General features: G+C 69.1%; 21 protein-coding genes and 6 pseudogenes. 19 read left to right on the top strand and 8 right to left on the bottom strand.

The genetic code is table 11. The features are described from left to right. The first annotated feature begins 32 nt into the window (after positions 1 to 32). Genes ACTWQC_RS23020 through ACTWQC_RS23010 form a run of 3 tightly spaced genes read left to right on the top strand, consistent with a single transcriptional unit; the run spans position 33 to position 2,505 of the window. Positions 33 to 809: a hypothetical protein gene (locus tag ACTWQC_RS23020; RefSeq protein WP_443317680.1), complete on the top strand. Its 777-nt coding sequence runs from the start codon at positions 33 to 35 to the stop codon at positions 807 to 809. Continuing rightward, positions 722 to 1,396, top strand: coding sequence for a recombinase family protein (locus ACTWQC_RS23015; protein ID WP_443317679.1), 675 nt, complete (start codon positions 722 to 724; stop codon positions 1,394 to 1,396). Before ACTWQC_RS23020 ends, ACTWQC_RS23015 begins: the two co-directional genes overlap by 88 nt. Beyond that, a complete protein-coding gene (locus ACTWQC_RS23010; RefSeq protein ID WP_443317678.1) occupies positions 1,393 to 2,505 on the top strand; it encodes an ABC transporter substrate-binding protein in 1,113 nt (370 codons plus the stop codon). The genes ACTWQC_RS23015 and ACTWQC_RS23010 overlap by 4 nt, the downstream gene beginning before the upstream one ends. Before the next feature lie 153 nt (positions 2,506 to 2,658). Here the strand turns inward: ACTWQC_RS23010 and ACTWQC_RS23005 are convergent. After that, positions 2,659 to 3,508 (bottom strand): annotated as a pseudogene (locus ACTWQC_RS23005) (IS5 family transposase). A 52-nt stretch (positions 3,509 to 3,560) separates the two neighbouring features. Continuing rightward, on the bottom strand, positions 3,561 to 4,058 hold the full coding sequence (locus ACTWQC_RS23000) for an N-acetyltransferase (protein WP_443317677.1): 498 nt from the start codon (positions 4,056 to 4,058) through the stop codon (positions 3,561 to 3,563). A 47-nt stretch (positions 4,059 to 4,105) separates the two neighbouring features. On the opposite strand from ACTWQC_RS23000, the pseudogene ACTWQC_RS22995 reads away from it, so the two are divergent. After that, positions 4,106 to 4,245: pseudogene (locus ACTWQC_RS22995) on the top strand (IS5/IS1182 family transposase); the annotation flags it as partial. A gap of 30 nt (positions 4,246 to 4,275) precedes the next feature. Here the strand turns inward: ACTWQC_RS22995 and ACTWQC_RS22990 are convergent. After that, the gene (locus ACTWQC_RS22990) at positions 4,276 to 4,554 is read right to left on the bottom strand and encodes a hypothetical protein (RefSeq protein ID WP_443317676.1); all 279 of its coding nucleotides are present in this window, start codon (positions 4,552 to 4,554) and stop codon (positions 4,276 to 4,278) included. 167 nt (positions 4,555 to 4,721) lie between these two features. Between ACTWQC_RS22990 and ACTWQC_RS22985 the strand changes: the two genes are divergently transcribed. The 10 genes and pseudogenes from ACTWQC_RS22985 to ACTWQC_RS22940 all read left to right on the top strand — a co-directional run bounded on the left by ACTWQC_RS22985 (position 4,722) and on the right by ACTWQC_RS22940 (position 13,280). Beyond that, complete coding sequence (locus ACTWQC_RS22985) at positions 4,722 to 5,750, top strand: MBL fold metallo-hydrolase (protein ID WP_443317675.1); 1,029 nt, start codon at positions 4,722 to 4,724, stop codon at positions 5,748 to 5,750. 114 nt (positions 5,751 to 5,864) lie between these two features. After that, entirely contained in the window at positions 5,865 to 6,137 is a 273-nt protein-coding gene (locus tag ACTWQC_RS22980) for a transposase (RefSeq protein WP_443317674.1), read from the top strand. Continuing rightward, a pseudogene (locus tag ACTWQC_RS22975) lies at positions 6,061 to 6,363 on the top strand (transposase); the annotation flags it as partial. The gene ACTWQC_RS22980 and the pseudogene ACTWQC_RS22975, both read left to right, overlap by 77 nt. A gap of 669 nt (positions 6,364 to 7,032) precedes the next feature. Beyond that, complete coding sequence (locus ACTWQC_RS22970; protein ID WP_443317673.1) at positions 7,033 to 7,728, top strand: type 1 glutamine amidotransferase domain-containing protein; 696 nt, start codon at positions 7,033 to 7,035, stop codon at positions 7,726 to 7,728. A gap of 3 nt (positions 7,729 to 7,731) precedes the next feature. After that, positions 7,732 to 8,295 carry a TetR/AcrR family transcriptional regulator gene (locus ACTWQC_RS22965; protein WP_443317672.1) on the top strand — a complete coding sequence of 188 codons (564 nt, stop codon included), beginning with the start codon at positions 7,732 to 7,734 and terminating at the stop codon, positions 8,293 to 8,295. A gap of 237 nt (positions 8,296 to 8,532) precedes the next feature. Next, positions 8,533 to 10,059: an MFS transporter gene (locus ACTWQC_RS22960; protein ID WP_443317671.1), complete on the top strand. Its 1,527-nt coding sequence runs from the start codon at positions 8,533 to 8,535 to the stop codon at positions 10,057 to 10,059. Positions 10,060 to 10,147: 88 nt separating this feature from the next. Continuing rightward, on the top strand, positions 10,148 to 11,017 hold the full coding sequence (locus ACTWQC_RS22955) for an aldo/keto reductase (RefSeq protein ID WP_443317670.1): 870 nt from the start codon (positions 10,148 to 10,150) through the stop codon (positions 11,015 to 11,017). A 56-nt stretch (positions 11,018 to 11,073) separates the two neighbouring features. After that, complete coding sequence (locus tag ACTWQC_RS22950) at positions 11,074 to 11,736, top strand: NADPH-dependent F420 reductase (RefSeq protein ID WP_443317669.1); 663 nt, start codon at positions 11,074 to 11,076, stop codon at positions 11,734 to 11,736. Positions 11,737 to 11,792: 56 nt separating this feature from the next. Beyond that, positions 11,793 to 12,743 (top strand): LysR family transcriptional regulator, encoded by a 951-nt coding sequence (locus tag ACTWQC_RS22945; RefSeq protein ID WP_443317668.1) that lies wholly within the window; start codon positions 11,793 to 11,795, stop codon positions 12,741 to 12,743. Positions 12,744 to 13,040: 297 nt separating this feature from the next. Continuing rightward, positions 13,041 to 13,280: a hypothetical protein gene (locus tag ACTWQC_RS22940; protein WP_443317667.1), complete on the top strand. Its 240-nt coding sequence runs from the start codon at positions 13,041 to 13,043 to the stop codon at positions 13,278 to 13,280. Here the strand turns inward: ACTWQC_RS22940 and ACTWQC_RS22935 are convergent. Then, on the bottom strand, positions 13,264 to 13,716 hold the full coding sequence (locus ACTWQC_RS22935; protein ID WP_443317666.1) for an Lrp/AsnC family transcriptional regulator: 453 nt from the start codon (positions 13,714 to 13,716) through the stop codon (positions 13,264 to 13,266). The genes ACTWQC_RS22940 and ACTWQC_RS22935 overlap by 17 nt on opposite strands. A 147-nt stretch (positions 13,717 to 13,863) precedes the next feature. Here ACTWQC_RS22935 and ACTWQC_RS22930 point away from each other — a divergent pair, with 147 nt between their 5' ends. Beyond that, entirely contained in the window at positions 13,864 to 14,874 is a 1,011-nt protein-coding gene (locus ACTWQC_RS22930; RefSeq protein WP_443317665.1) for a DMT family transporter, read from the top strand. 236 nt (positions 14,875 to 15,110) lie between these two features. Then, on the top strand, positions 15,111 to 16,073 hold the full coding sequence (locus tag ACTWQC_RS22925; RefSeq protein ID WP_443317664.1) for a quinone oxidoreductase family protein: 963 nt from the start codon (positions 15,111 to 15,113) through the stop codon (positions 16,071 to 16,073). Between the two features lie 122 nt (positions 16,074 to 16,195). Here the strand turns inward: ACTWQC_RS22925 and ACTWQC_RS22920 are convergent. The 3 genes and pseudogenes from ACTWQC_RS22920 to ACTWQC_RS22910 form a co-directional block, all read right to left on the bottom strand. Continuing rightward, positions 16,196 to 17,588, bottom strand: a pseudogene (locus ACTWQC_RS22920) (NF041680 family putative transposase). A 115-nt stretch (positions 17,589 to 17,703) separates the two neighbouring features. Then, positions 17,704 to 17,919, bottom strand: coding sequence for a hypothetical protein (locus ACTWQC_RS22915; protein ID WP_443317663.1), 216 nt, complete (start codon positions 17,917 to 17,919; stop codon positions 17,704 to 17,706). Between the two features lie 185 nt (positions 17,920 to 18,104). Then, entirely contained in the window at positions 18,105 to 18,425 is a 321-nt protein-coding gene (locus tag ACTWQC_RS22910; RefSeq protein WP_443317694.1) for a DUF6191 domain-containing protein, read from the bottom strand. Between the two features lie 205 nt (positions 18,426 to 18,630). On the opposite strand from ACTWQC_RS22910, the pseudogene ACTWQC_RS22905 reads away from it, so the two are divergent. Both ACTWQC_RS22905 and ACTWQC_RS22900 read left to right on the top strand, forming a co-directional pair. Next, positions 18,631 to 18,995: pseudogene (locus ACTWQC_RS22905) on the top strand (transposase); the annotation flags it as partial. Positions 18,996 to 19,316: 321 nt separating this feature from the next. Next, complete coding sequence (locus tag ACTWQC_RS22900; RefSeq protein WP_443317662.1) at positions 19,317 to 19,808, top strand: hypothetical protein; 492 nt, start codon at positions 19,317 to 19,319, stop codon at positions 19,806 to 19,808. Positions 19,809 to 20,011: 203 nt separating this feature from the next. Here ACTWQC_RS22900 and ACTWQC_RS22895 read toward each other — a convergent pair whose 3' ends face one another. Next, complete coding sequence (locus ACTWQC_RS22895) at positions 20,012 to 20,425, bottom strand: pyridoxamine 5'-phosphate oxidase family protein (protein WP_443317661.1); 414 nt, start codon at positions 20,423 to 20,425, stop codon at positions 20,012 to 20,014. A 223-nt stretch (positions 20,426 to 20,648) separates the two neighbouring features. On the opposite strand from ACTWQC_RS22895, the pseudogene ACTWQC_RS22890 reads away from it, so the two are divergent. Next, positions 20,649 to 20,884: pseudogene (locus ACTWQC_RS22890) on the top strand (DNA-binding protein); the annotation flags it as partial. Between the last annotated feature and the right edge of the window lie 179 nt (positions 20,885 to 21,063).

The following is a 21,063-nucleotide window of genomic DNA, read 5'->3' as shown; positions in this document are numbered from 1 at the left end:
TGGTGCCCGCGGCCCGTCGGACCGCGGGCACCATGTTCGCTGCGCTGTATGGCGAGCTGGTCCCGCACGCCTGGCGCGATCCCGAGCTCGACGCCTACTCGCTGTTCTACCACCGGTCGCTCGCTATGGGCTGGCTCGACGACAGGTCGGCGGGGGGCGGCGTCGAGGACCACATGGTCCGCGCACCCGGATTGTGGGGCATGAACGACGCCGGGTGGAACCACCCCTCCGCCGCTTCGGCGGGACTGATCTCGTGGTTCCAGGTGGAGGCCAGCGCGGTGGCCGACGACCGGCCGCTCCCGGTACAGCCCTTCCTGCGGTGCGCCGAGGACGCGTCAGCGCGGGCCGGCGCGCTGGACCTGTCCGCGGTACAGGTCCTCCTGCCGGTTCAGGGGCTCGACCCCGCGTCGCGGCCGCCGTACGCGCCCGTGCCCTCGATCCTGACGGCCCACTGGTTCGCTGAGCGCGACCCGCGATCGAGGACTCCGGTAGAGGTCAGCATCAACAGTGGCCGGGACCCGGCGATCCCCGCCGTCGCAAGACAGCTCACCGAGCACCTCGGCCACCTCGACCAGGACGTTTTCGTTTGCGAGTCCCACGACATCGCTGGTCGGGACGACGTCCCCCCTCCGCCGTTCGACGACAGTCTCTGGAACGGCCCGCCCCGACACGGCGTGGTGCTGCGCGGCGAGCTTGCCCAGTGGTCGTGTGACGCGGTCGGATGGCTGGCCGAGGTCGTCGCCGACTCCGCCGCCCAGCTCGGCGTCCATTCGCCGCTCCTGCTCACCGTCACACGCTCACCTCGATAACGAGGAGCTCGCAATGCCGCTGCGCCTACGACCTTGCGGTCGCCCGTAGCACCGGTTGCAGGAACAGCACGATTGCCAGACGATCTACGCCGACGCGTCCAAGGGGGGTGAGCGCGGCAGCCCCACCCTCGACGCCGCCGTGCCGGAGGCCGCGACGAAGCCCACGAGGGTGTGCTACGGCCAGGTGCAGCACCGCCCAGCAGGAGCTCCAGAGCCGGCTCGACGCCCTGCACGAGGCGGGCGGTGACCCGATCTTCTCGGAGAGGATCAGCACCCGGATCAAGGTGCGGCCCGAGTTCGTGACGGCGATGGACTTCGCCCGCGCCATCAAGAAGGCCGTCCCACACCAGCGGGTCATCTTCACCGTCCACGAGATGAAGCGCCTCGGCCGCGGCGCCGCGGAGTTGCAGCTCAGCGAACAAATAATCGGTTGCCTGTTGGCGATGGCGGTGGATGCAATGTGCGGCATGGTCACCCAGGTGCGCCCGCCACGGCGAGATGAGATGAACGCGTACTACCGGGCCGTGCCACTCTGCGATCCGGACAAACTGCAACCGAATCGTCATACGGGAGACGCCAACGCATGAGTACGCCACCATCGCCACCTGGAGCGGAGCGGACTGACGGATCATCCGTCCAGATCGGCGCTCTCGTTCCGCTGACTCGGCCTGGCTGGGCCGAGGCAGGCCAACACTTGCTCGCTGGACTCAAGCTGGCCGTGTCCGAAGTCAATGACGCCGGCGGGATCGTCGGAAGACCACTCGAGCTGGTGGTCCGAGACACCGCGGCTGATCCACAGAGGGCCGCGGCGGCCGTAGATGAATTGGCTCGCCTGGGCGTGGCTGTCTTGGCAGGGGAGTATCACAGCATCGTCGCTCGCGCCGCTGCCGCCAGGGCCGACGCCCTCGGCCTGCCGTTCCTCTGCTCGTCAGCGGTTCTCGACGCGCTCACCGAACAGCCAACGGAATGGGTCGCGCGCCTCGCCCCGGCGCAGTCCCACGGCTGGCAGATCTACGCAGACTTCCTCCTCAGCGCGGGCTACAGTCGAATCGCCATAGCAGCCGAGTCGAGTGTCTACTGGGCATCTGGGGCCCGCATTCTGCGGGACTACCTCGCTCCACGCGGCGGCACCGTCATCGAACTCGACATGCGCGCGCTCGCCCCCACGGCCGTGTGCGACGAACTCGTCGACAATCGCGCGACAGCCCTCCTTCTTCTGGTCGGCCACCCGGAGCCGGCAGTGTCGATCGTCAAGTCTGTCCGCCGCGACCAGCGCCTCGCCGAGATCATGATTGGTGCTCCGGCCGGGCAACCGGAGTTCGCCGAATGGGCGACGTTGCTGGGCGACGACAGCGCCGCGATCCCGTTCTTGCGCTACCTGCCCGAGCGCCTCAGCCCACTCGGTGCACGAGTCGCGACGGCCCTCCGCGAGCGGCTGGCCGAAGCGCCCTCCTTCGTCGCCTTCGAGGGCTACGACACGGTCGCCGTCCTCGCCGATGTGCTGCGCTCTCACGGCGCGGACCGGGCGCGCACTGCCGAAGCCTGGCCGCGCGTTGCAGTCGAAGGCACCCGCGGGCAGATCCAGTTCTCCCGCACGCCAGGCATCAGCGTTTGGCAATGGGCTTGGACGCCAATCCAAGTCGTTGATCGAGATCCGGCGGAACCCGATCGCTTTCGGATCCTTCACGCCAGCTGAGAGAGCACGGAGGTCCGACTGCCCAGATCTGCCCGAACGTGAGGCTGTCTACCTGTCTACGTGTTAATACGGGGCTCTCAGCTTCGCGGCGGGGGCCCCGACCGCATTCTCAGACTCTCGCGCGGCAGCCGGCGCTAGGGCCCGTCTGTTGGATCACTTGGTCCAGAGGAAGATTGCTGCGATGTGCAGGGCGGCTTGGTAGATGCGGGCGGTCTTGTCGTATCGGGTGGCGATGCCGCGCCGCGCCACTGCTTGAGCCGATTGATGCAGCGCTCTACGGTGTTGCGCTGCTTGTAGGCGGTCTTGTCGAAGCCCGGTGGTCGTCCGCCGTGGCGCCCGCGCCGCTTTCGGTCGGCGATCTGGTCGGCCGACTGCGGGATGATCGCGTGGATGCCGCGGCGGCGCAGGTGCGCGCGGATGGCTTTGGACGGATACGCCTTGTCCGCGAGCACCGCCTTGGGCCTGGTGCGCGGGCGTCCGACCGGGCCCGGCACCCGCAGGGCGTCTATCAACAGCGGGAAGTGCGGAGCGTCGCCTGAATGCCCCGGGAGATGAGCAGGACCAGGGGCCGACAGCGGGGATCGGCCGCGAGGTGGATCTTCGTGGACTAGCCGCCGCGGGAGCGGCCGAGGGCGTGGTCGATCGGCTCGACGCCTACTCCCGCCCCTTTTACGGCCCCGGCGGCGTGCTGGTGAGCGCGAACGATTGTGGAGTCCACGGCCAATACCCACTCGCGCTCGCCCTCGGCATCCATTCGGGACACCAACGCGGTGAACCTTCTGCCAGGTCCCGTCGATCGCCCAGTTGCGTAGCCGGGTGTAAACGCCTTTCAGGACCCGTACTCCGGCGGAAGGTGCCGCCATTGCGCGCCGGTCTGGTACTTCCATGCGATCGCGTCGATCACCTGCCGGTGATCGCGCCACCGGCCCCAGCGACGCGGCGACCGGTCAGGGAGCAACGGCTCGATCCACGCCCACTGGGCATCCGTCAACGGCACATCCACACAACGATCAGACGATCTTGAAAGACAAGATCCAGGCACCGCCTCGGCCGTGTCACGAGGCGCGCGGCAGCGCGAGCCAGTCCTGCCAGGCAATGTCGCGGCCCAGATAACGGGGCTGCTGGAAAGGCCAGTCGGCGGCGATCCACTGCGGCACCAGCGCGTCGAGCGCGCGCTCCAGCTCGCCGTCGACGAGGTCGTCCACCACCCACCAGGAGACCTCTCCGTCGGAGCCGGTGCGCTCGGGCGGGTCGATGTAGACGCAGCCGAGGATCGCCGTCTCCTCCTCGTCCAGCAGCGCGTAGTTGAACGACTGGTGCGCGGCTATCTCCTTCTCGTGCCGCAGCAAGTCGATGCGGTCCTCTTCATAGGTCATCGTCTCCTTGGGCCAAGCCCAGGCCGGGCCGAAGATCTCCCACAAGCGCTCTCGGGAGCCCATCACGGCGGGGTAGTCGAGCGCGGTGTCCGCCTCCCGGATCGGCCGCAGGTGAAGCGCGGTGTTGGGCACGGGCACGTAGACGGGGTGGACGAAGTCGTCAGGCAGCCAGCTCATGAGGGCCGAGGCTACAACCGGTCGGCGCGGAATGATCCAGGCGGCGCGGGCGCAACGGCGGACGACCACCGGGCTTCGACAAGACCGCCTACAAGCGGCGCAACACCGTCGAGCGCTGCATCAATCGGCTCAAGCAGTGGCGCGGCGCGGCATCGCCACCCGATACGACAAGACCGCCCGCATCTAGTGTGGCTGGTCATCCGTGATGTGGACGATGTTAGGTCCGTCCTCGGTCGCGGTCAGCAGCGGAGGAGCGGCCGGTGCTCGGCTGCGCGGCCAGCAGCGTCGGCACCATCACGTAGAGCCAGCTCCACGGGATGTCCGGAACGGACGATACGAGGGCGGCACCGCCTGCGCAGGCGTTACTCCAACACAGGCACTGCGTCCCGACGAGCTCGATGTTCGTGCCGCTGAGCGGCTCATCACCACTCACGGCCAGGCTCCAGTCATCACCGGCGACGAGTTGGACGAGCTCGGAGCGCAGCGCGTCGACCATGTTCGCAAGGTCATCACCGCCATGCTTCGTGCACGGGCGCGCGGGTGTCGCCTCCGACGCCGATGGCCGTTCGTGAGTATCCGGGCGACGTACTCCCAGCCGTGCGGGCTCGCCTATCGTGATCCCGATCGGATCACGCTCCAGAACGGTCACCAGGGAGGATCACCATGACGTCTTCACCGCACCACGACGACTTAGCCAGCCACATCTCCAGGCGCCGCTTCGCCCAGCTCGCCGCCCTCGGACTCGCTGCTGGTGCCGGCTCGCTCGGTCTCACCTCGTCGGCCGTCGCCGCCGGAGTGGCCGGGCAGGTTTACTACGACCGTGCCCGTACGCTGGCCGGAAGCGACCCGGTCCTGCTCGGCCTCGTGACGGCACTGACCCCTGACGTCGACTTTCCTCGCCCGCCCGCGCCGGAGCCGCTGAAGATCTTCGACAATCTGGCCTTTCTGAGCGCGGGCTGGGTCTCCGCCATGGCGGTGCTGACCGACGACGGGATCGTGCTGATCGACGCGCTCACCTCCCCCGTGGAGGCCGAGGGCATTCTCGTCCCCGGGTTGCGTGAGCTGGGAGCCGATCCGGAGACGATCAAGTACGTCGTCGTCACGCACGGCCACGATGACCATTTCGGCGGCGCGCAGTACCTCGCCGACCGCTACGGAGCACGCGTTCTGATGACGCCGGCCGACTGGGATCTCATCGCCCGAACCCGTCCGGACAATGCCCCCACCCGGGACCTGGAGATCGCGGACGGGCAACAGCTCACGCTCGGCGGCACGACGATCCACCTGCACTACACTCCGGGCCACACCCCGGGCACCGTCTCGCCGATCATCCCGGTGCGGGCGGGCTGTGAGCGCCACACTGCCATGCTATGGGGTGGCATGAACCCGCCCAACACACTGACGGAGCTGAGCACCTACCGGGCGTCCATCCACTCCTTCCGGGACCGGATGCGGCAGGCGAGCGTGGACGTGGAACTGTCCAACCACCCCAACGACTACGGTCTCCAACGCGCCGAGCAGCTTCGGAACCGGCCCGACGGAGTCAACCCCTTCGTACTCGGCCAGCCGCGGACGCAGCGGTTCATGGCGGTGATGGACCTCATGCTGCGCGGGAGGATCGCTGACGCCGAAGCGGCCGAAGCCCGGGGCGAATCGCGTTCGCACGGCGCGTCGATGCAGCCGTGTTGCTGAGCACGTCCGGGTCCCGGTGATATCGCCGAGTTCGCCGCGGCCATCGGCGCGGAGCACGTCCTGACGTCGGCGACTGACCGTGGCAGGTGAGACGATTCGCCTGTTTGTGGCGGTGTGAGCACTCGGCCGTGGAACGTGGACGACGACTTGTGGGCGCTGATCGAACTACTACTGCCGCCTTGGCCCGAGCGGTCGCCGGGCCCGCGCCCGGTGCCGGACCGGCTGTGTCCGCAGGGCATCCTGTACGTCCTCTACAACGACATCGCCTGGCAACTCCTGCCGTTGGAGCTGGGGTTCGGCTCCGACAGGCGTGCTAGCGTCGCCTGGCGCGGTGGCAGCAGGCCGACGTCTTCGACCAACTGCACCGGATCCTCCTCGCCGAGCTGAACGCGGCCGGCGAACTCGACTGGTCCCGCGCGTGTGTCGACGGCTCCCCCATCCGCGCGAAAAAAAGGGGGGTTCCGGCACCGGCCCGTCGCCGGTCGACCGGCGCAAGACCGGCAGCAAACACCACCTGATCTGCGACGGACGCGGCACCCCGCTCAAGGTCATCACCACCGCGGCCAACGTCAACGACGTCACCCAGACCCTCGCCCTGGTCGACGGCATCCCGCTGTCGCAGAACGGCCAGGCCGTCCCCACAGACGTCCCCAGGCTCTGCTCGGAGACAAGGGCTACGACTTCAACCGGTTATGAGCTCGCAGACCTCTGCGTCCTCCTCGCCGTCGTCGAAAACCTCTGCCTCGCCCTGCTCTTCGAGGTCGGCCAGGAAGTCCTCCTTCATCTTCGACCCACGGAAACGGGTAGGCGCCGTCCGGCAGATTCGGCGTCTGCAGCAGCGGCACGTGAATCTCAACGACCATGGTGGGCACGGCGCCCATCGGTGCCCTCAGCAACTCCATGCGTCTCAGTCAGGGGTGCCCTAGCCGGCAGGAAGGGACTCAGTTCCAGTTCCTCGATCCGCCCTGCCAGGATCGTGCGCTGGTCGAGGACGGTGGCCTGGGATGCGTGGAAAGGTCGCTACGGAGCGTACGGAAGAGTCGGGTACACCGGCTGATCCTATTCCCGAAGAGCCATTGGAGTTCCAATGCCAGGCATTGGATTCCTCATTGGATACCTATCGGACTACGGCCTAATGTCGAGGACATCGCCGCTCTGACGATCTGCACTCAAAGCGTCAGCGATCGCAGAGTGTCAGCGGACGCAGCACGTCAGAGCGCGCGATACGCACCCACCCCGCCGGGCCCCGGTCAGCCGGGCCCGTACCCTTGGAGAAACACCAATGTCGAAGATCCTCTTCGTGATGACCGGCGTCGACTACTGGACGCTGGCTGATGGCACCAAGCACCCGACCGGTTTCTGGGCCGAGGAGGCCGTCGCCCCGTACGAGGCGTTCAGGGCAGCCGGCCACGAGATCGTCGTAGCCACCCCGGGCGGCGTCGTCCCCACGGTGGACAAGGGCAGCCTCGCCGCCGAGGTCAACGGCGGCCAGGAGAACGCCGACAAGATCGCGAACGCGCTCGCCGCGATGGCCGAGCTGCAGAACCCGATCCAGCTTGAGGACGTGAACCTCGACGACTACGCCGCGATCTTCTACCCCGGCGGTCACGGCCCCATGGAGGACCTCGCCGTCGATGCCACCTCCGGCAAGCTGCTGATCGACACCCTTCAGGCGGGTAAGCCGCTGGGTGTGGTCTGCCACGCCCCGGCCGCCCTGCTCGCGGCCGTGAAGACCGACGGGTCCAACGCCTTCGCGGGCTACCAGGTGGCTGCGTTCACCAATTCCGAGGAAGCGCAGGCCGGCTTCGCCGACAAGGCGAAGTGGCTGCTGGAGACCCGCCTGACGGAGGCGGGCGTGCAGGTGCAGGCAGGCGAGCCGTGGGCGCCGAACGTGGTCGTCGACCGCAACCTGGTCACCGGCCAGAACCCGGTCTCCTCCGCCCCGGTCGCCGCGGAACTGCTCAAGAAGCTGGCCTGAGCCATGGGCACTGACCGGCTGGGCGAGGTCCTGGACGCCACCTACGACTGTCTGACCCGGTACGGCGTGCGGCGCACCACCATGGACGACATCGCCACCACCATGGGCGTGTCCCGGTCAGCGGTCTACCAGTACGTCCGCAGCAAGGACGACGCCTTCCGGCAGCTCGCCCACCGCCTGCACACCCAGGCACTGGAGCGCGCCCGGCAGGCGGCGGCCGCCGAGGACGCCCCGTACGCCGAGCGCGTCCGGGGCGTCCTGGCCGCCAAGCTCGACTTGGTCCTCCAGCTCGCCGGGGACTCACCGCACGCCGCCGAATTGCTGGACGAAAAGGCCCGGCTGTTCGGCGGGATCTGCACCGCCTTCACCGCGGACCTGCGCCGCCTGCTGATCGGCCTGTTCACCGAGGCCGGCAGCGTGGGCGGTATCGAGCCCGGCGAGGCGGCCGATATCGCGATCGCCCTGGTCATCGGGCTGGAGTCGGTGGGCGGCGGCAGCCTGCTGCTGGAGCCGGCGAGCGACGCACTCCTGTCCGGCCTGCTGGGCGCCCCGGCCGCGACCCGCTGACCGCGCGCCCCGGGGCGTTCGTTCTCCCGTTTCCCTGTCTCTTCGCTCCGTGGGGCTGAGCCCTGCCCTTTTCCAGCCGGTTCAGCCACCGCAAGGCCCGCCGGGACGTGCCCCTGCACTGAACCGCCCCCAGCCAGTCACTGCCGCCCTGGCGGGAACGGCCAGGGCGGCAGTACCGCCCCTGACGGTCCATCACCCCCGTCCGCTACCTGATACCTCTTCTGAAAAGACGCCCTCATGCCGTCCAAGCACCGTGCTCCCACCGCGCCTGCCGGCGCTGGATACGGGCTCGTCTACATCCTCGGTCTCGCGGCCACTGTCGTGGCCATGATGCAGACCCTGGTCGTGCCCATCCTGGCCATCATCCGCGAGGAGTTGTCCCTGACCGCCTCCACCGCCAGCTGGCTGACCACCGCCACCCTGTTGTCCGCAGCCGTCTTCACCCCGTTGCTGGGGCGGCTCGGGGACATGCGCGGCAAGCGCCCCGTCCTCATCGGCATCCTGCTGGTCACCGTGGCCGGCTCCGTCCTCGGAGCCACCACCAGCTCCCTGCCCCTGCTGCTGACCGCCCGGGCGATGCAGGGCGCCTCCACCGCGATCTTCCCGCTGGCCCTGTCCGTGCTGCGCGATGAACTGGAGCCCCGCCGGCTGTCCGGCGCCATGGGCCTGGTCAGCGGCACCCTCGCGGTTGGCGCCGGACTCGCCCTGGTCGGCGCAGGCCTGCTCACCCAGGGCACCGATCCCGACTACCACCGCATCTTCTGGATGGCCACCGCCCTGTCCCTGATCGCTCTCGTGGGCGTCACCGCCGCCGTCCCGCCCTCCCGCGAGACCACTGGCGGACGCACCGACTGGGCCGGCGCGGCCACCCTGGCGGCCACCCTCGTCCTGTTCCTGCTGCCCGTCTCCCAGGGCAACACCTGGGGCTGGACGTCACCCCGTACCCTGATCCTGTTCGCCGCCGCGGCCGTCCTGGCCACGGTCTGGGTGGCCGTCGAGCGACACGTCAGCGAGCCCATGGTGGACATGACCATGTTCGTGCTCCGGCCGGTGCTGTTCACCAACATCGCCGGTGTGCTGCTCGGCTTCGGCATGTTCACCCAGTTCATCGGCATCACCTTCCTGGCCCAGACCCCCAGTGAACTGGCCGGCTACGGCTTCTCCGCCTCCGTGCTGGGCGCCGCGACCACGTACCTGCTGCCCGGCACCCTCGCCTCACTGATCGCCGCGCAGCTGGGCGGCACCCTGGTACGCCGCATCGGCGCCCGCGTCACCCTTGCTGCCGGCGCCGCCTCGGGCGTTGCCGGCTTCGCCTGGCTCGCCCTCGCCCACGGCAGCACCGCATCCGTCGCCAGCGCGGGCATCCTTACCGGCATCGCTGTCAGCTTCGGCTTCGCCGCCCTGCCCGCGATCATTGCCCAGGGCGTGCCCGCCCACCAGAGCGGCATCGCCAACAGCATCAACTCCATCGCGCGTTCGGTCGGCAGCTCCGCAGGCTCGGCCGTCATCGCCACCCTGCTGGCCGCCAACACCCTGCCTCATCTCCCGCCCGGCACCCCTGCGCTGCCGGCCGAGACGCAGTACAGCATCGTCTTCACCCTCGGTGCCCTGGCCTTCGCCCTCGTGGCCCTGGTCGCCCTCACCGGCCTCAACTTCAAGCGCACGACACCCAGCCGCATCGTGCTGCGGCCGCAACCGGCCAACAGCCTCCGGGCTCCGTCGACACCGCCACAACCTGCTCCGCTGACCACCACCGGCAACTGACCCTGACGATCAGCACATCCCTCTCGCTGAACAGCCCTACCCCGCCCGGGGGTTCAGCCCGACCAGCTCACAGATAAGGAACGCTCCCATGAGCACCAGCTCCCCGCGCCCCGCCGAGGCCTCCGGCACCTTCGCCCTCGGTGGCGACCTGCCCGTGAACCGCCTCGGCTACGGTGCCATGCAGCTGACCGGCCCCGGCGTCTGGGGCGAGCCCAAGGACCCCGATGAGGCCGTACGCGTCCTGCGCCGCGCCGTCGAACTCGGCGTCACCTTCATCGACACCGCCGATTCCTACGGCCCGTTCGTCAGCGAACGCCTCATCCGCAAGGCCCTCCACCCCTACAACGACGACATCGTCATCGCCACCAAGGGCGGCCTGACCCGGCCCGGCCCCGACGACTGGCGTCCGGTGGGCCGCCCCGAGTACCTGCGCCAGCAGCTGGAACTGAGCCTGCGCCACCTCGGCCTTCAGCGGATCGACCTCTACCAGCTGCACCGCATCGACCCGCGGGTGCCCCTCGCCGACCAACTCGGCGAGCTCGCCACCCTCCAGCAGGAGGGCAAGATCCGCCACATCGGCGTCTCCGAGGTGACCGTCGACCAGCTCAAACAAGCCCGCGGCATCGCCGAGATCGTCTCCGTGCAGAACCTGTACAACCTCGCCAACCGCAGCGCCGAGGACGTCCTCGAGTACGCCGAGGCCGAGAACATCGCCTTCATCCCGTGGTTCCCGATGGCCACCGGCGAACTCGCCCGCCCCGGCGGCCCGCTCGACGCCGCCGCCCAGCAGCACGGCGCCAGCCCCTCCCAGCTCGCCCTTGCCTGGCTGCTGCGCCGCTCCCCGGTCATGCTGCCCATCCCCGGCACCTCCCGCGCCACCCACCTCGAGGAGAACCTCCAGGCCGCGACCCTCACCCTGACCGACGGCGAGTTCGAGGCCCTCACCGACGCCGTGTGACACGGCCCGGCACAGCACCCCGCCCTGCGCACCACCCCGACCCAAGGAGACTCCCCATGAAGATCGGCATCATCGGCGCCGGCAACATCGGCGGCAACCTCACCCGGCGGCTGACCGCCCTCGGGCACGACGTGTCCGTCGCCAACTCCCGCGGCCCGCAAACCCTGACCGCGCTGGCCCAGGAGACCGGCGCCACCCCGGTAGCCGTGAGTGAAGCGGCCCGCGGCGCCGAGGTCGTGGTGGTCACCATCCCGCTCAAGAACACCCCCGACCTTCCGCCCGGCCTGTTCGACGGGGCCGCCGACGGGTTCGCCGTGATCGACACCGGCAACTACTACCCAAAGGAGCGCGACGGGAGGATCGCCGCCATCGAGAACGAGGGGCTCACCGAAAGCCGCTGGACCCAGCAGCACCTCGGTCACCCGGTGATCAAGGCGTTCAACGGCACCTATGCCCAGGACATCCTCGACAAGCCACGCCCGAAGGGCGACCCCGAGCGGATGGCACTGCCGGTCGCGGGCGACGACGAGGCCGCCAAGAACATCGTCCGCGACCTCATCGACGAGCTCGGCTTCGACACCGTGGACGCCGGCGGCATCGACGACTCCTGGCGCCAGCAGCCCGGCACCCCCGTCTACGGCCTGCGCGGCGGCCTCGACGCCGTGACCAAGGCTCTGGCCGAGGCGTCCGCCAAGCGCCCGCCCGCTTTCCGGGCGTAAGGCCGGCGGATGCCGCCACAGCCCGCCTTGCCATAGGGAACGGATAGAATTCCTTCGTGAGACATAAGGATCCCGATGGCCCGATCGGGGTACGGCAGTCCGCCGCGGCACCCCAAGCGGACCTGAACCTGCTGCGCACCTTCCTGGCCGTGTACCGCTCCGGTTCCTTCACCGCCGCCGCTGGACTGCTGAGCCTGTCCCAGCCCACGGTGACCACCCAGATCCGCGCCCTGGAGCGGCAGACGGGCCGCGAGCTGTTCCAGCGCCTGCCGCGCGGCGTCGCCCCGACACCCGTCGCCCACGACCTCGCGGCCCGCGTGGCCGCGCCCCTCGACACGCTCGCCGCCGTCGCCGGGCACGACACCGCACCAGACAAGCCCGCCGCCCCCGTCCATCTGGCAGGGCCTGCCGAGCTGCTGTGCACCCGTGTCCTGCCGACCCTCGCCCCGCTGGCCGCCGGCGGAGTACGGCTGCGCGTGACCACGGGCCTGACCGACCCGCTCCTGGAGGAGTTGCGCGCCGGACGCTATGACCTGGTGATCGCCACCGTCCGGCCGCGCGGGAGGGCGCTGGCCGCCGTGCCGCTGATGGACGAGGAGTTCGTCCTGGTCGCCGCGCCCGCCTGGGCCGGCCGCCTGAAGGAACGGCTGGCCGCCGAAGGCCCGGCCGCGCTGCACGCCGTCCCCCTGGTCACCTACGCCGAGGACCTGCCCATCGCCCGCCGCTACTGGCGCCACGTCTTCGGCACGCGGCTGTCCTGCCCCGCTGCCGTCACCGTCCCCGACCTGCGCGGCGTACTCGCCGCGGTCGCCGCGGGAGCCGGCTTCACCGTCCTGCCCCGCTTCCTGTGCCAGGGCGAACTCGCCTCCGGCGCCCTCGTGCCCCTGCACGAACCAGACGACCCGCCCATCAACACCGGCTACCTCGTCCAGCGCCCCGGCAGGCCCGACAACCCCGACGTCACGCGGGTCCGCGACCTTCTCCTCGAAGCAGGCCGCAGCTGGTGACTCCCCTGGTCCCCACCACCCAACGGCACGCCGTGACGGCCCGGGCCGCCCGGCAAGGGTGACTCCCCCGGTTCCCTCACCACCCAGCGGCACGCCGTGATGGTTCGGGCTGCCCGGCAGATCGGAATGGAACCCTGCACGGTTCGCCGACCCGGGCCACCGTGCCGGATCACCGTGCCGTTCACAGGCGATGAGGCCACCAGGAACAGCCCTACCGCGGCCGCCGCGAACGGCCGTCCGCCGGGATCGTCGCGGAGCGGGAGCGGACCCGCGAGGCGCTCCTCGGACTCGGCTGGGATGTGGCCCAGTGATGCCAACTTCCTGTGGCTGCCGACGGGCGATGCCTCGGAGTCGGTGGCTCAGGAGGGAGAACGGCGCGGACTGCTGGTCCGGGCCTTCCCGGGCAGTGGCCTGCGGGTGACCGTGGGCAGCCCCGAGGCGAACGACCTGCTGATCGCGGCGGCCAAGGAGACCGCAACCACCGGCCCGGCGACCCGCCGCGAGCGGGGTCGCGCCGGTGTCACGCCGGACCGATGACCTTCCTGCGCATGTGCCCGTAGACCACCGACGTCCGTACGTCGGCGAGTTCCGGGCGCTTCGTCAGCTTGTCCAGGACCACTGCGTGCAGATGGTCGGTGTCCCGGACGGCGACGTGTACGAGGAAGTCGTCGTGCCCGGTGAGGACGAAGATCGAGATGACCTCGGGCATCGCCTCCAGGAAGGTCTGGAAGTCCTCGATCACCGCACGTGTCGGCGGGCGGACCCGTACGGCGATCACCGCCTGCAGCCCGCGGCCGATCGCCGCGAGGTCTGCCTCCGCGTGAAATCCCGTCAGGATGCCGCTCCTGCGTAGCGACCGGATTCGCTCCAGACACGTGGACGGGGCGATACCGAGCTCCTGGGCCATGTCCCGGTTGGTGCGCCGACCGTCCTCCTGGAGCATCCGCACCAACGTCGAATCTAGTTCGTCCATGCTTGCCCCACCCCGCCGGATTCCGAAGGTAATTCGGACTCTTCGCATCACCTTCGATGATCTTGTTAGCCTCCAGCCTAGTTGACTGACGTTCGTTCGGTCTCGGTGTGGTCGGCGGCAGTGGGTAATGGAGAGGGGCGACTTGATATGCGTGAACGAGGACCCACGGTGCGGGCGGTGTGTGCGGTCATGGCGGCCGCGCTGTTCTGGAGCAGTTCGTACGCGGTGACCAAGCAGGTGCTGGAGGATGTCGGCCCGCTCGGCATCGGCGCCATCAGATTCACCCTCGCGGCGTTACTCCTGGGCGTGTTGGTACGGCTGAGCCGGCACCGCCCGGCCCGGCCGGACCCGCGGCAGCGGCGGCAGCTCTACCTGAGCGGGTTCCTCGGCATCACCGTGTACTTCATCCTGGAGAACGTCGGCGTCGACCTGTCCACGGCATCCGACGCGTCGCTGATCGTGGCCACCTACCCGCTGATGACGATGCTGGTGGAACTGGTCGTCTTCCGCACCCGGATGCCGCCGCTGAGGGTGACGGGCGTGCTGCTGGCCACCGTCGGCGCCTTCCTCGTCGTACGCAACGGGGCCGAGGTCGGCGGCAGTTCGCGCTGGCTGGGGGACATCCTGCTGCTGCTCGGCGGGCTGGCCTGGGCCGGCTACAACGTGCTCGGCAAGCACGCGAGCGCCGGCCAGGACGCCGCGAGCGTCACCTACTACCAGACCCTGGCGGGCGCGGCCAGCTTCCTGCTCGCGTCCCTGCTGGAAGCCGACGACTGGCGGATGCCGGGCGCGACCGCCTCATCGCTGCTGGTCTACCTGGCCGTTGCGTGCTCGGTCGGCGGCTTCCTGCTCTACAACTACGGCCTGCGCAGGATGGCGTCGAGCGTCGCGGTCAACATCCTCAACCTGGTCCCGGTCTTCGGCGTCATCGGCGCCGTCGTGATCAACGGGGAGTCGATCCGGCTCGCCCAGGTGACGGGAGGCGTGATCATCATCGTCGGGGTGGCGCTGGGCATGATCGAGCGGGGGCAGGGAGCCATGGCGAAGCCGGACGCGGGGGGAAGCGAGCCTTCCGGGACTGCGACCGCTCGGACTGCGGCGGAGGCGGGGCCCGTGCCGGACGAGCCCGAAGCGGCTGTACCGACGCGCATGGAGTGATCGACAGGGCTCGGTAGCCGCTAGGGGGTGTCGTTTCATACGGATCACTGAGGCGGGCCGCTGCGAAGATGCCAGCGATCCGAATGCAGCGGGCGAGGAGACTGGCGCCTCGCGCGGTGACGGCGGACTCGTCAGCGAACGTGTCGTCGGCGTTCCACGCAGTGAAATGCCCGCGGTGATCGCCGAGGCCTGCGTAGTTTGGCGGGGAGTAACGATCAGTCTCGGGAGGGGTGTTCATGCGTGCGATGCGGTTCGAGCGGTTCGGTGGTCCGGAAGTTCTGACGGAGGTCGATGTGCCGGACCCGGTGGCGAGTCCGGGCGAGACCCTCGTCGAGGTGGAGGCCGCGGGCGTCAACTTCGGTGACATCAAGCAGATCGCCGGCGAGCACACCGACGGTCCATATGCACCGAAGAGACCGCTACCGCGCATCCCCGGGCTGGAGGTCGTCGGCCGAACCGCGGACGGCCGGCGGGTCCTCGGCTATGTTCTGCAAGGAGGCTACGCCGCGAAGACGGCCGTCGCCGACCGCGACCTGGTCGCGTTACCGGAGGGGGTGAGCGCGGGCCAGGCGCTGGCTTTGCTCGTACAGGGGCTGACAGCATGGCATCTGCTGCGCTCGGTCGCCCGGATACGGCCCGGCGAGAGCGTCGTGGTCCATGCTGCCGCGGGCGGAACGGGCAGCCTCGCCGTCCAACTGGCCCGGGAGTTCGGGGCCGGACGCGTCATCGCCACGGCGTCGTCCGACGAGAAGCGCGCCTTCGCCCTCGAACTCGGCGCGGACGCGGCGATCGACGGCGACGCGGAGGGCTACAAGGAGCGCGTCCTCGACTCCAATCACGGACACCCGGTCGACATCATCCTGGACGCCATCGGTGGCCCCGTCTTCGACTCCGCCCTGGACGCACTCGGATACCTCGGGCGGCTTGTCACGTACGGCGGTTCCTCCCGGCAGGGCGCCTCTGCCATTGTCCCCAGCCGGCTCGCGGTGGACAGCATCACCGTCGCCGGCTTCTGGCTCATCCCGCTCATGGCCCAGAACGGGGCCGGTGGTCCGGCGCTCGAGGAACTGCTCGACCTCACGGCGCGGCGACGCCTGCGGCCCCTGGTCGGCGCCGAGTACGATCTCGGGCGCGCTCGCGACGCACACGAGGACCTGCTCAGCCGCCGCACCAAGGGGAAGCTGGTCCTCATCCCTTGAAGCTGCAGGCCCGTCGCCCTTCGCCCGAAGGGAAGCGAGCGGCGGTCCGGTGACTGCCCGCCAAGTCCTCGCATATGGCGCCTTCGATGCCGGCCATGGTCCAGGTACGCCTGAGCTTGTCGTTATCCGGTTCGACGCGGTTTCGTGCCCACCTTGTGGTGGGCAGGCCGGCTGAATGCCTCGCCGGTAGCGGGGACTCTGCCCACGTCATGGCAGGTGGCTGGGCGGTGGTTCTTCGAGCCCGGCGGGCGGCCGAGGCCGGGCCGGGACGGTTTCGGTGCACCGGCTGAGAGCCGGTCTTCGTGTACAGGTTTCTCAACCCCCTGCGGACGCGGGCGGGTGTGAGTCTGTCCGGCGGAGCTGGCTTCTCCCAGGAGCGCCGGAGATCGGTGGCCAGCGGGCGGGCGAGGCGAAGCTGGGCATAGGCGGCGATCACCAGCCACGTCCACCGGTCGGCCGCCTCCGAGCTACGAAGCCGGGGCTTGGTCAACCCGAGCGTCTGCTTGAACAGGCGGAACGCGTGCTCCAGGTCGAAGCGGCGGAGGAAGGACCGCCAGCAGCGGTCTAGGTCCTCCGCGGTGGCGGCGTGCCCGACCACCACAGCCAGACTGGCTTTTGGGCGGCGGTCCGTCGTGGTCGATCCAGGCCGCCCGCCGGGTCAGTCGGGGGTGCAGCCGGTCCCACGCCTACGCGGTCGTCTTCCCATACAGGCGGGGTCGGTGACGGTCGCGGCCTGCTCGGTGTCCAGGTGACGGGGTCGCCGAAGATGAACTCTCCGCCGTGCTTGGGTGGTCGGTGGGCTCGTAGACCCGCGGCGGTGTTGGCCGGCGCATGACGCGGTCGGAGCGGAGCCGGCCGAGGATCTCGACGGGCAGGTCGTTCAGCAGGTGGGCGATGCGGGGTGCGTCGTATCCGGCGTCCAGCACGACCAGGATCTCCGGGTCGCCTGGCTTCCTCTGGCCGGCGGCGACGAGCCGCTCGACGACCTCACGGATCTGGACCGTGGCCACCGCGGCGACGTCCGCGCCGGGCTCCAGGCGGACTGCGTCCAGTGCCGCAGTCGAGGACGTTCGGCCGGTCTCCAACGCGGCCACGATCGAGTACGGCCAGCCGGGCACCATCTGGTGCTTGCCCTCGCCCCGGCCGAAGGTACGGCAGAAGGCCCGCTCAGGACACGTGTTGGCGTCCGGCCGCAGCCATGACGAGACGTCCGCGGCCAGCACGATCCGATCGTCCGCCACCCGGGGCAACGGCATCCCGGCAAGCGCACGACGCAGCCTGGAGATGTCGATCCGCCCCTGGTTGAGACCGCCATACAGGGCTCCATGCCCCGGCGGTGTTCCGGCGCGAGCGCGAGGTCCACCAGCGTCTTGACCGGGCCCTCCGTGCACAGGAGCGCGTCCGTCAGCTCGAACAGCGCGTCCGGGCGGCCGTGAGGCACGCGTAGAAGTCCGCCCGGAACTGCGACAACGCGGCCAGTGACTCGTTCCGGACATCGGCTTGCAGAGGACTCACTCCGCGTCGTCCTGCCCAACCTCGAACTGGAGCAGACGCGGTGAGGCTTCGAACCCGTGACGGGAGTATGCCGGAACCGCCCGGTCACTGGAATGCACTGTCACCCGCTCAAGGCTCAGATCCACGCCATGCCGATGACCACATCACCGCGGACCATCACCATGCACCGATGCGAGGACTCGTTCTCCCGGGCCCATGCCACGAATCGGGGCACGAACTCATCCAGCGCAGTCTCGGGCGTTCCGTAGATCTCTTGCACCCAACGCCAGCGCAGCTCGGCGACAGCGGCTAACTCGTTGGGCTGGGCGGGGCGGACAGTGATGTCCTTCACGGCTTCATCCTGACGCAGAGCCACCAGCGCGGTGGCCGCTCCAGCCACTCCCACACCCACCAGGACCCTGGACGTACCGCCGGACTACACAGCAACCCAGGCCTATCTCGTTAAACGACAAGCTGAGAGCCTGTGTCTGAACTCCTGAGCTTGTTCTTTAAGGTCTGACTGTGACGGGTGGCCTTTTACTGGTCGGCCTGCGGCATCCGGACGACCGCGGTCCCTTCCTCCAGGTTTACCGTTGTCCGGTTCGGCGGCGCCCCGTCCTCCTCGTCGTCCCGCATCAGCAAAGCCGACTGACGCTCCTTGAGTTCGTTCTGCTTCCCGGGCGAAAGGCTCGCATGGAGCTGCTCAAACCCGGTCGCCGATATCTGGCCCTGCCGGACGCTGTTCCGCCACGGCAGCAGTCCGGCCCGCCCGGCACGGAGAAGCAGCTGATCTGCGAAGGCCACGGCGGTCAGCAGGATGACCAGCCCGGGCAAGGTCATGAAGACGGCGAATCCCATGCCCCCAGTATCCGGACCAGGGGGCGATGCCGACAGATCAGACGGTAGGGCCAACGTGAAACCCTCAGTCGTGCCGACCTCGAACATGATCACCCGAAAGGGGATTCCCCAGACGTGAACACGGCCTTCGCCTGATCCTGCGCTCCGACCAAAGAGGCACTTGACCAGCACGAAGGCCGTGGGGGAATGAGTCTGCTGCATCACGATGCATGCCCAGCCGGAGCCGTTCGTTGTGGCGTCACAATTCCGGGACAACTTCTACGGGTGTCTGACCGCCCGGCGTGACGAACTGTTCGAGCTCACCGACGCGTTGCTGTACGCGGACGGGCCGGTGAGAACACCGGTGGAGCTGACGCTGCTGGCCGACACCACCGCGGGCACGGCGCCCTGTACGGCGTCCTCAACCGCGGCCGCCTCGATACCGAGCGGCTGCGGCGGACGCTGGCCACACTGCCCCAGCCCAAGGCAGCCGACGGGCGGCTCGTGCTGACCGTGGACGTCAGCAACTGGCTGCGGCCGGACGCGCCGTGCAGCACGGAGCGGCTGTTCTGCCACACGTACGCCCGCAGCCGGGACCGAACCTGCTCCTCGCCCTCGCATGGAAGGTGATGGGAAATCAGGTGGCCGCTCTGACCGACCACTCGGACTCCTCCGACCGCTCCAGCCTCTTCGCCGATCTCGTTGCCGCAGCCACCGCGGGCTTCAGCGAGGAGGTCATCGTCGTCGTCCTTCCCGCACTGCTGGCATGGCGTCTGGGAGAGCGGGTCACCAGCCCCTATCTGCCCCGCGCAGGGCGCATCGTCCCGGTTACCGCCATGACCGCAGTCCGGCTTTCGTACCACGCGATGTACGGGCTAGCTCTCCGCGCTTCCGCTCGGATTCGGCGCGACGATGGTGAGCGGCCGCGGCTACAAGCTGGTAGCCGGGACCTTCCTCGGCAATGGATCAGGACCCCAGTACGACGAACTCAGGGACCGCCCCAGCCGACGCCCCGTGGCGGAGACCCGGTCGGTCGGCCCCCGGGACGTGTGGCGGCACCACATCAGGCTGAGGCTGGTCCTCGGACTCCTGACGGGAGTCGCAGTCGCACTGTTCTTCGGCTCACTCGCGGCCTACGAGTACGGCCTCAGGAACGGCGTCTTGGTCAGTGCGCTGCGGGGCTGTGGGCATGCCTCTTCTCCGGCCCGGTCGGCAACCTGGGCGTTGCCGCTGCCCTCACCGCCGTCCAGCTCTCCGTCAGGGGAGGGCACCCCGGTGCGTCTGATGTCCTTCCTGGAGAACGCCCGGCGCCGCAACCTGCTGCGGGCGGCGGGCCCGGCCTACCAGTTCCGCCATACCAGGCTGCAGGAGCGTCTCACCGATTCCGCGCGGCCCGAGGGATGATCGGCTCGCCTCTAGCTTCACGTCGGCCACCCGAGCCGCCATCCATAGTGTCGCCAGGAATTCCGAGCAGGACAGTGAACTAAGAGATCGACTCAGTTGGTCGATCGAAGGTAGGGCTGGCGATCTTCTTGAGGCTGGGGAGCCAGCGGCGGCCTGGGCATAGGCCGCAGAGCCGCCGCTGGGGCGTTAATGCTTGCCCGTGCCTACCTGTCCTCGCGCGGTGGGCTGGCGTCGTTGCCGCGGCGCAACGTTCTGACGGGGCAGCCGGGGTGCCATACCCGCACGACAAGGTCGCTGCCCTCTACCCAGGTCAGGACGGCTTCGGTGAGCTGCGCCTTGAACAGATGGAACGGTTCGGGCGGCGCGACCTCGTCGGCGTAGCGCGCGATCGTGAGGGGATCGGTTACCTCGATGGCGGTTCCGCACAGGCGCGCGTCGCTGCCGTCGGCAGCGGTACCCGCCCCAGGGTTGGCATGGAGCGCGAAGCGTTGATCACGGCGAAGATCGTGAGCCTTTCGGGAGTTCGGCATCATGCCGAGCCACATGTGGCCGAACCGGAAGTCCGCCTCGAGGCCCGTCACACGCGGGGAACCGTCCTTCCGCAGCGTGGCGAGCACATGGTGTCGGTACGCCTGGAACCTTTCCTGCATGGTCTTGACGAAGGCGGGCTCCGCCGCCTGGAAATCTGCCCAGCTGAAGGTCGTGCTCCTCAGCTAACCCTGGATACCGGACACCTCCTGTCGGGATTGCGGACTGACTCTGCCTACGGCCTCAAGCCCAGGGTCAGGCAGTCTCAGCGGCTGACGCGGCGGTAGCAGATGAGGCTCGTGGCGATGCCGACGAATCAAGAAGACCTCGGTGCCCCGCTTCCGCGACCGTCAGGGCTTCAAGGACCTGGTCAGCGGCTCGAAGAAGCTGCCGCGGGGCGGCGAGGTCGTGTCAAGAAGGCGCCCAAGGGCAGCCTCCAGGCCGTGGCGGTCAAGAAGGCGGTGACGAAGAAGACGGCCGGGAAGAAGGTCACGGCGAAGAAGGCTGCGCCGGCGAAGGAGGCCACCGCCAAGAAGGCGCTGGCGAGATGGCCGCCATGGCTGTCGCTCACGTTCTCATCTTCATCGACCCGGCAGACCGCATCAATCTGTCCTAAGAGCTTCAGCCTACTGGGGTGCCGAGCCTCCAGGTGGCAGCGAATAAGGCAGCCCTCTTGGTGGGAGATCCGCATATCCGCGCCTGAGCGGCAACGCACCCCGCCAGCTTC

The organism is Streptomyces sp. 8N616 (assembly GCF_052246385.1).
Lineage (GTDB): Bacteria > Actinomycetota > Actinomycetes > Streptomycetales > Streptomycetaceae > Streptomyces.
The sequence above is the reverse complement of the archived record's forward strand: the minus strand, read 5'-3'. Positions and strand labels throughout refer to the sequence as shown.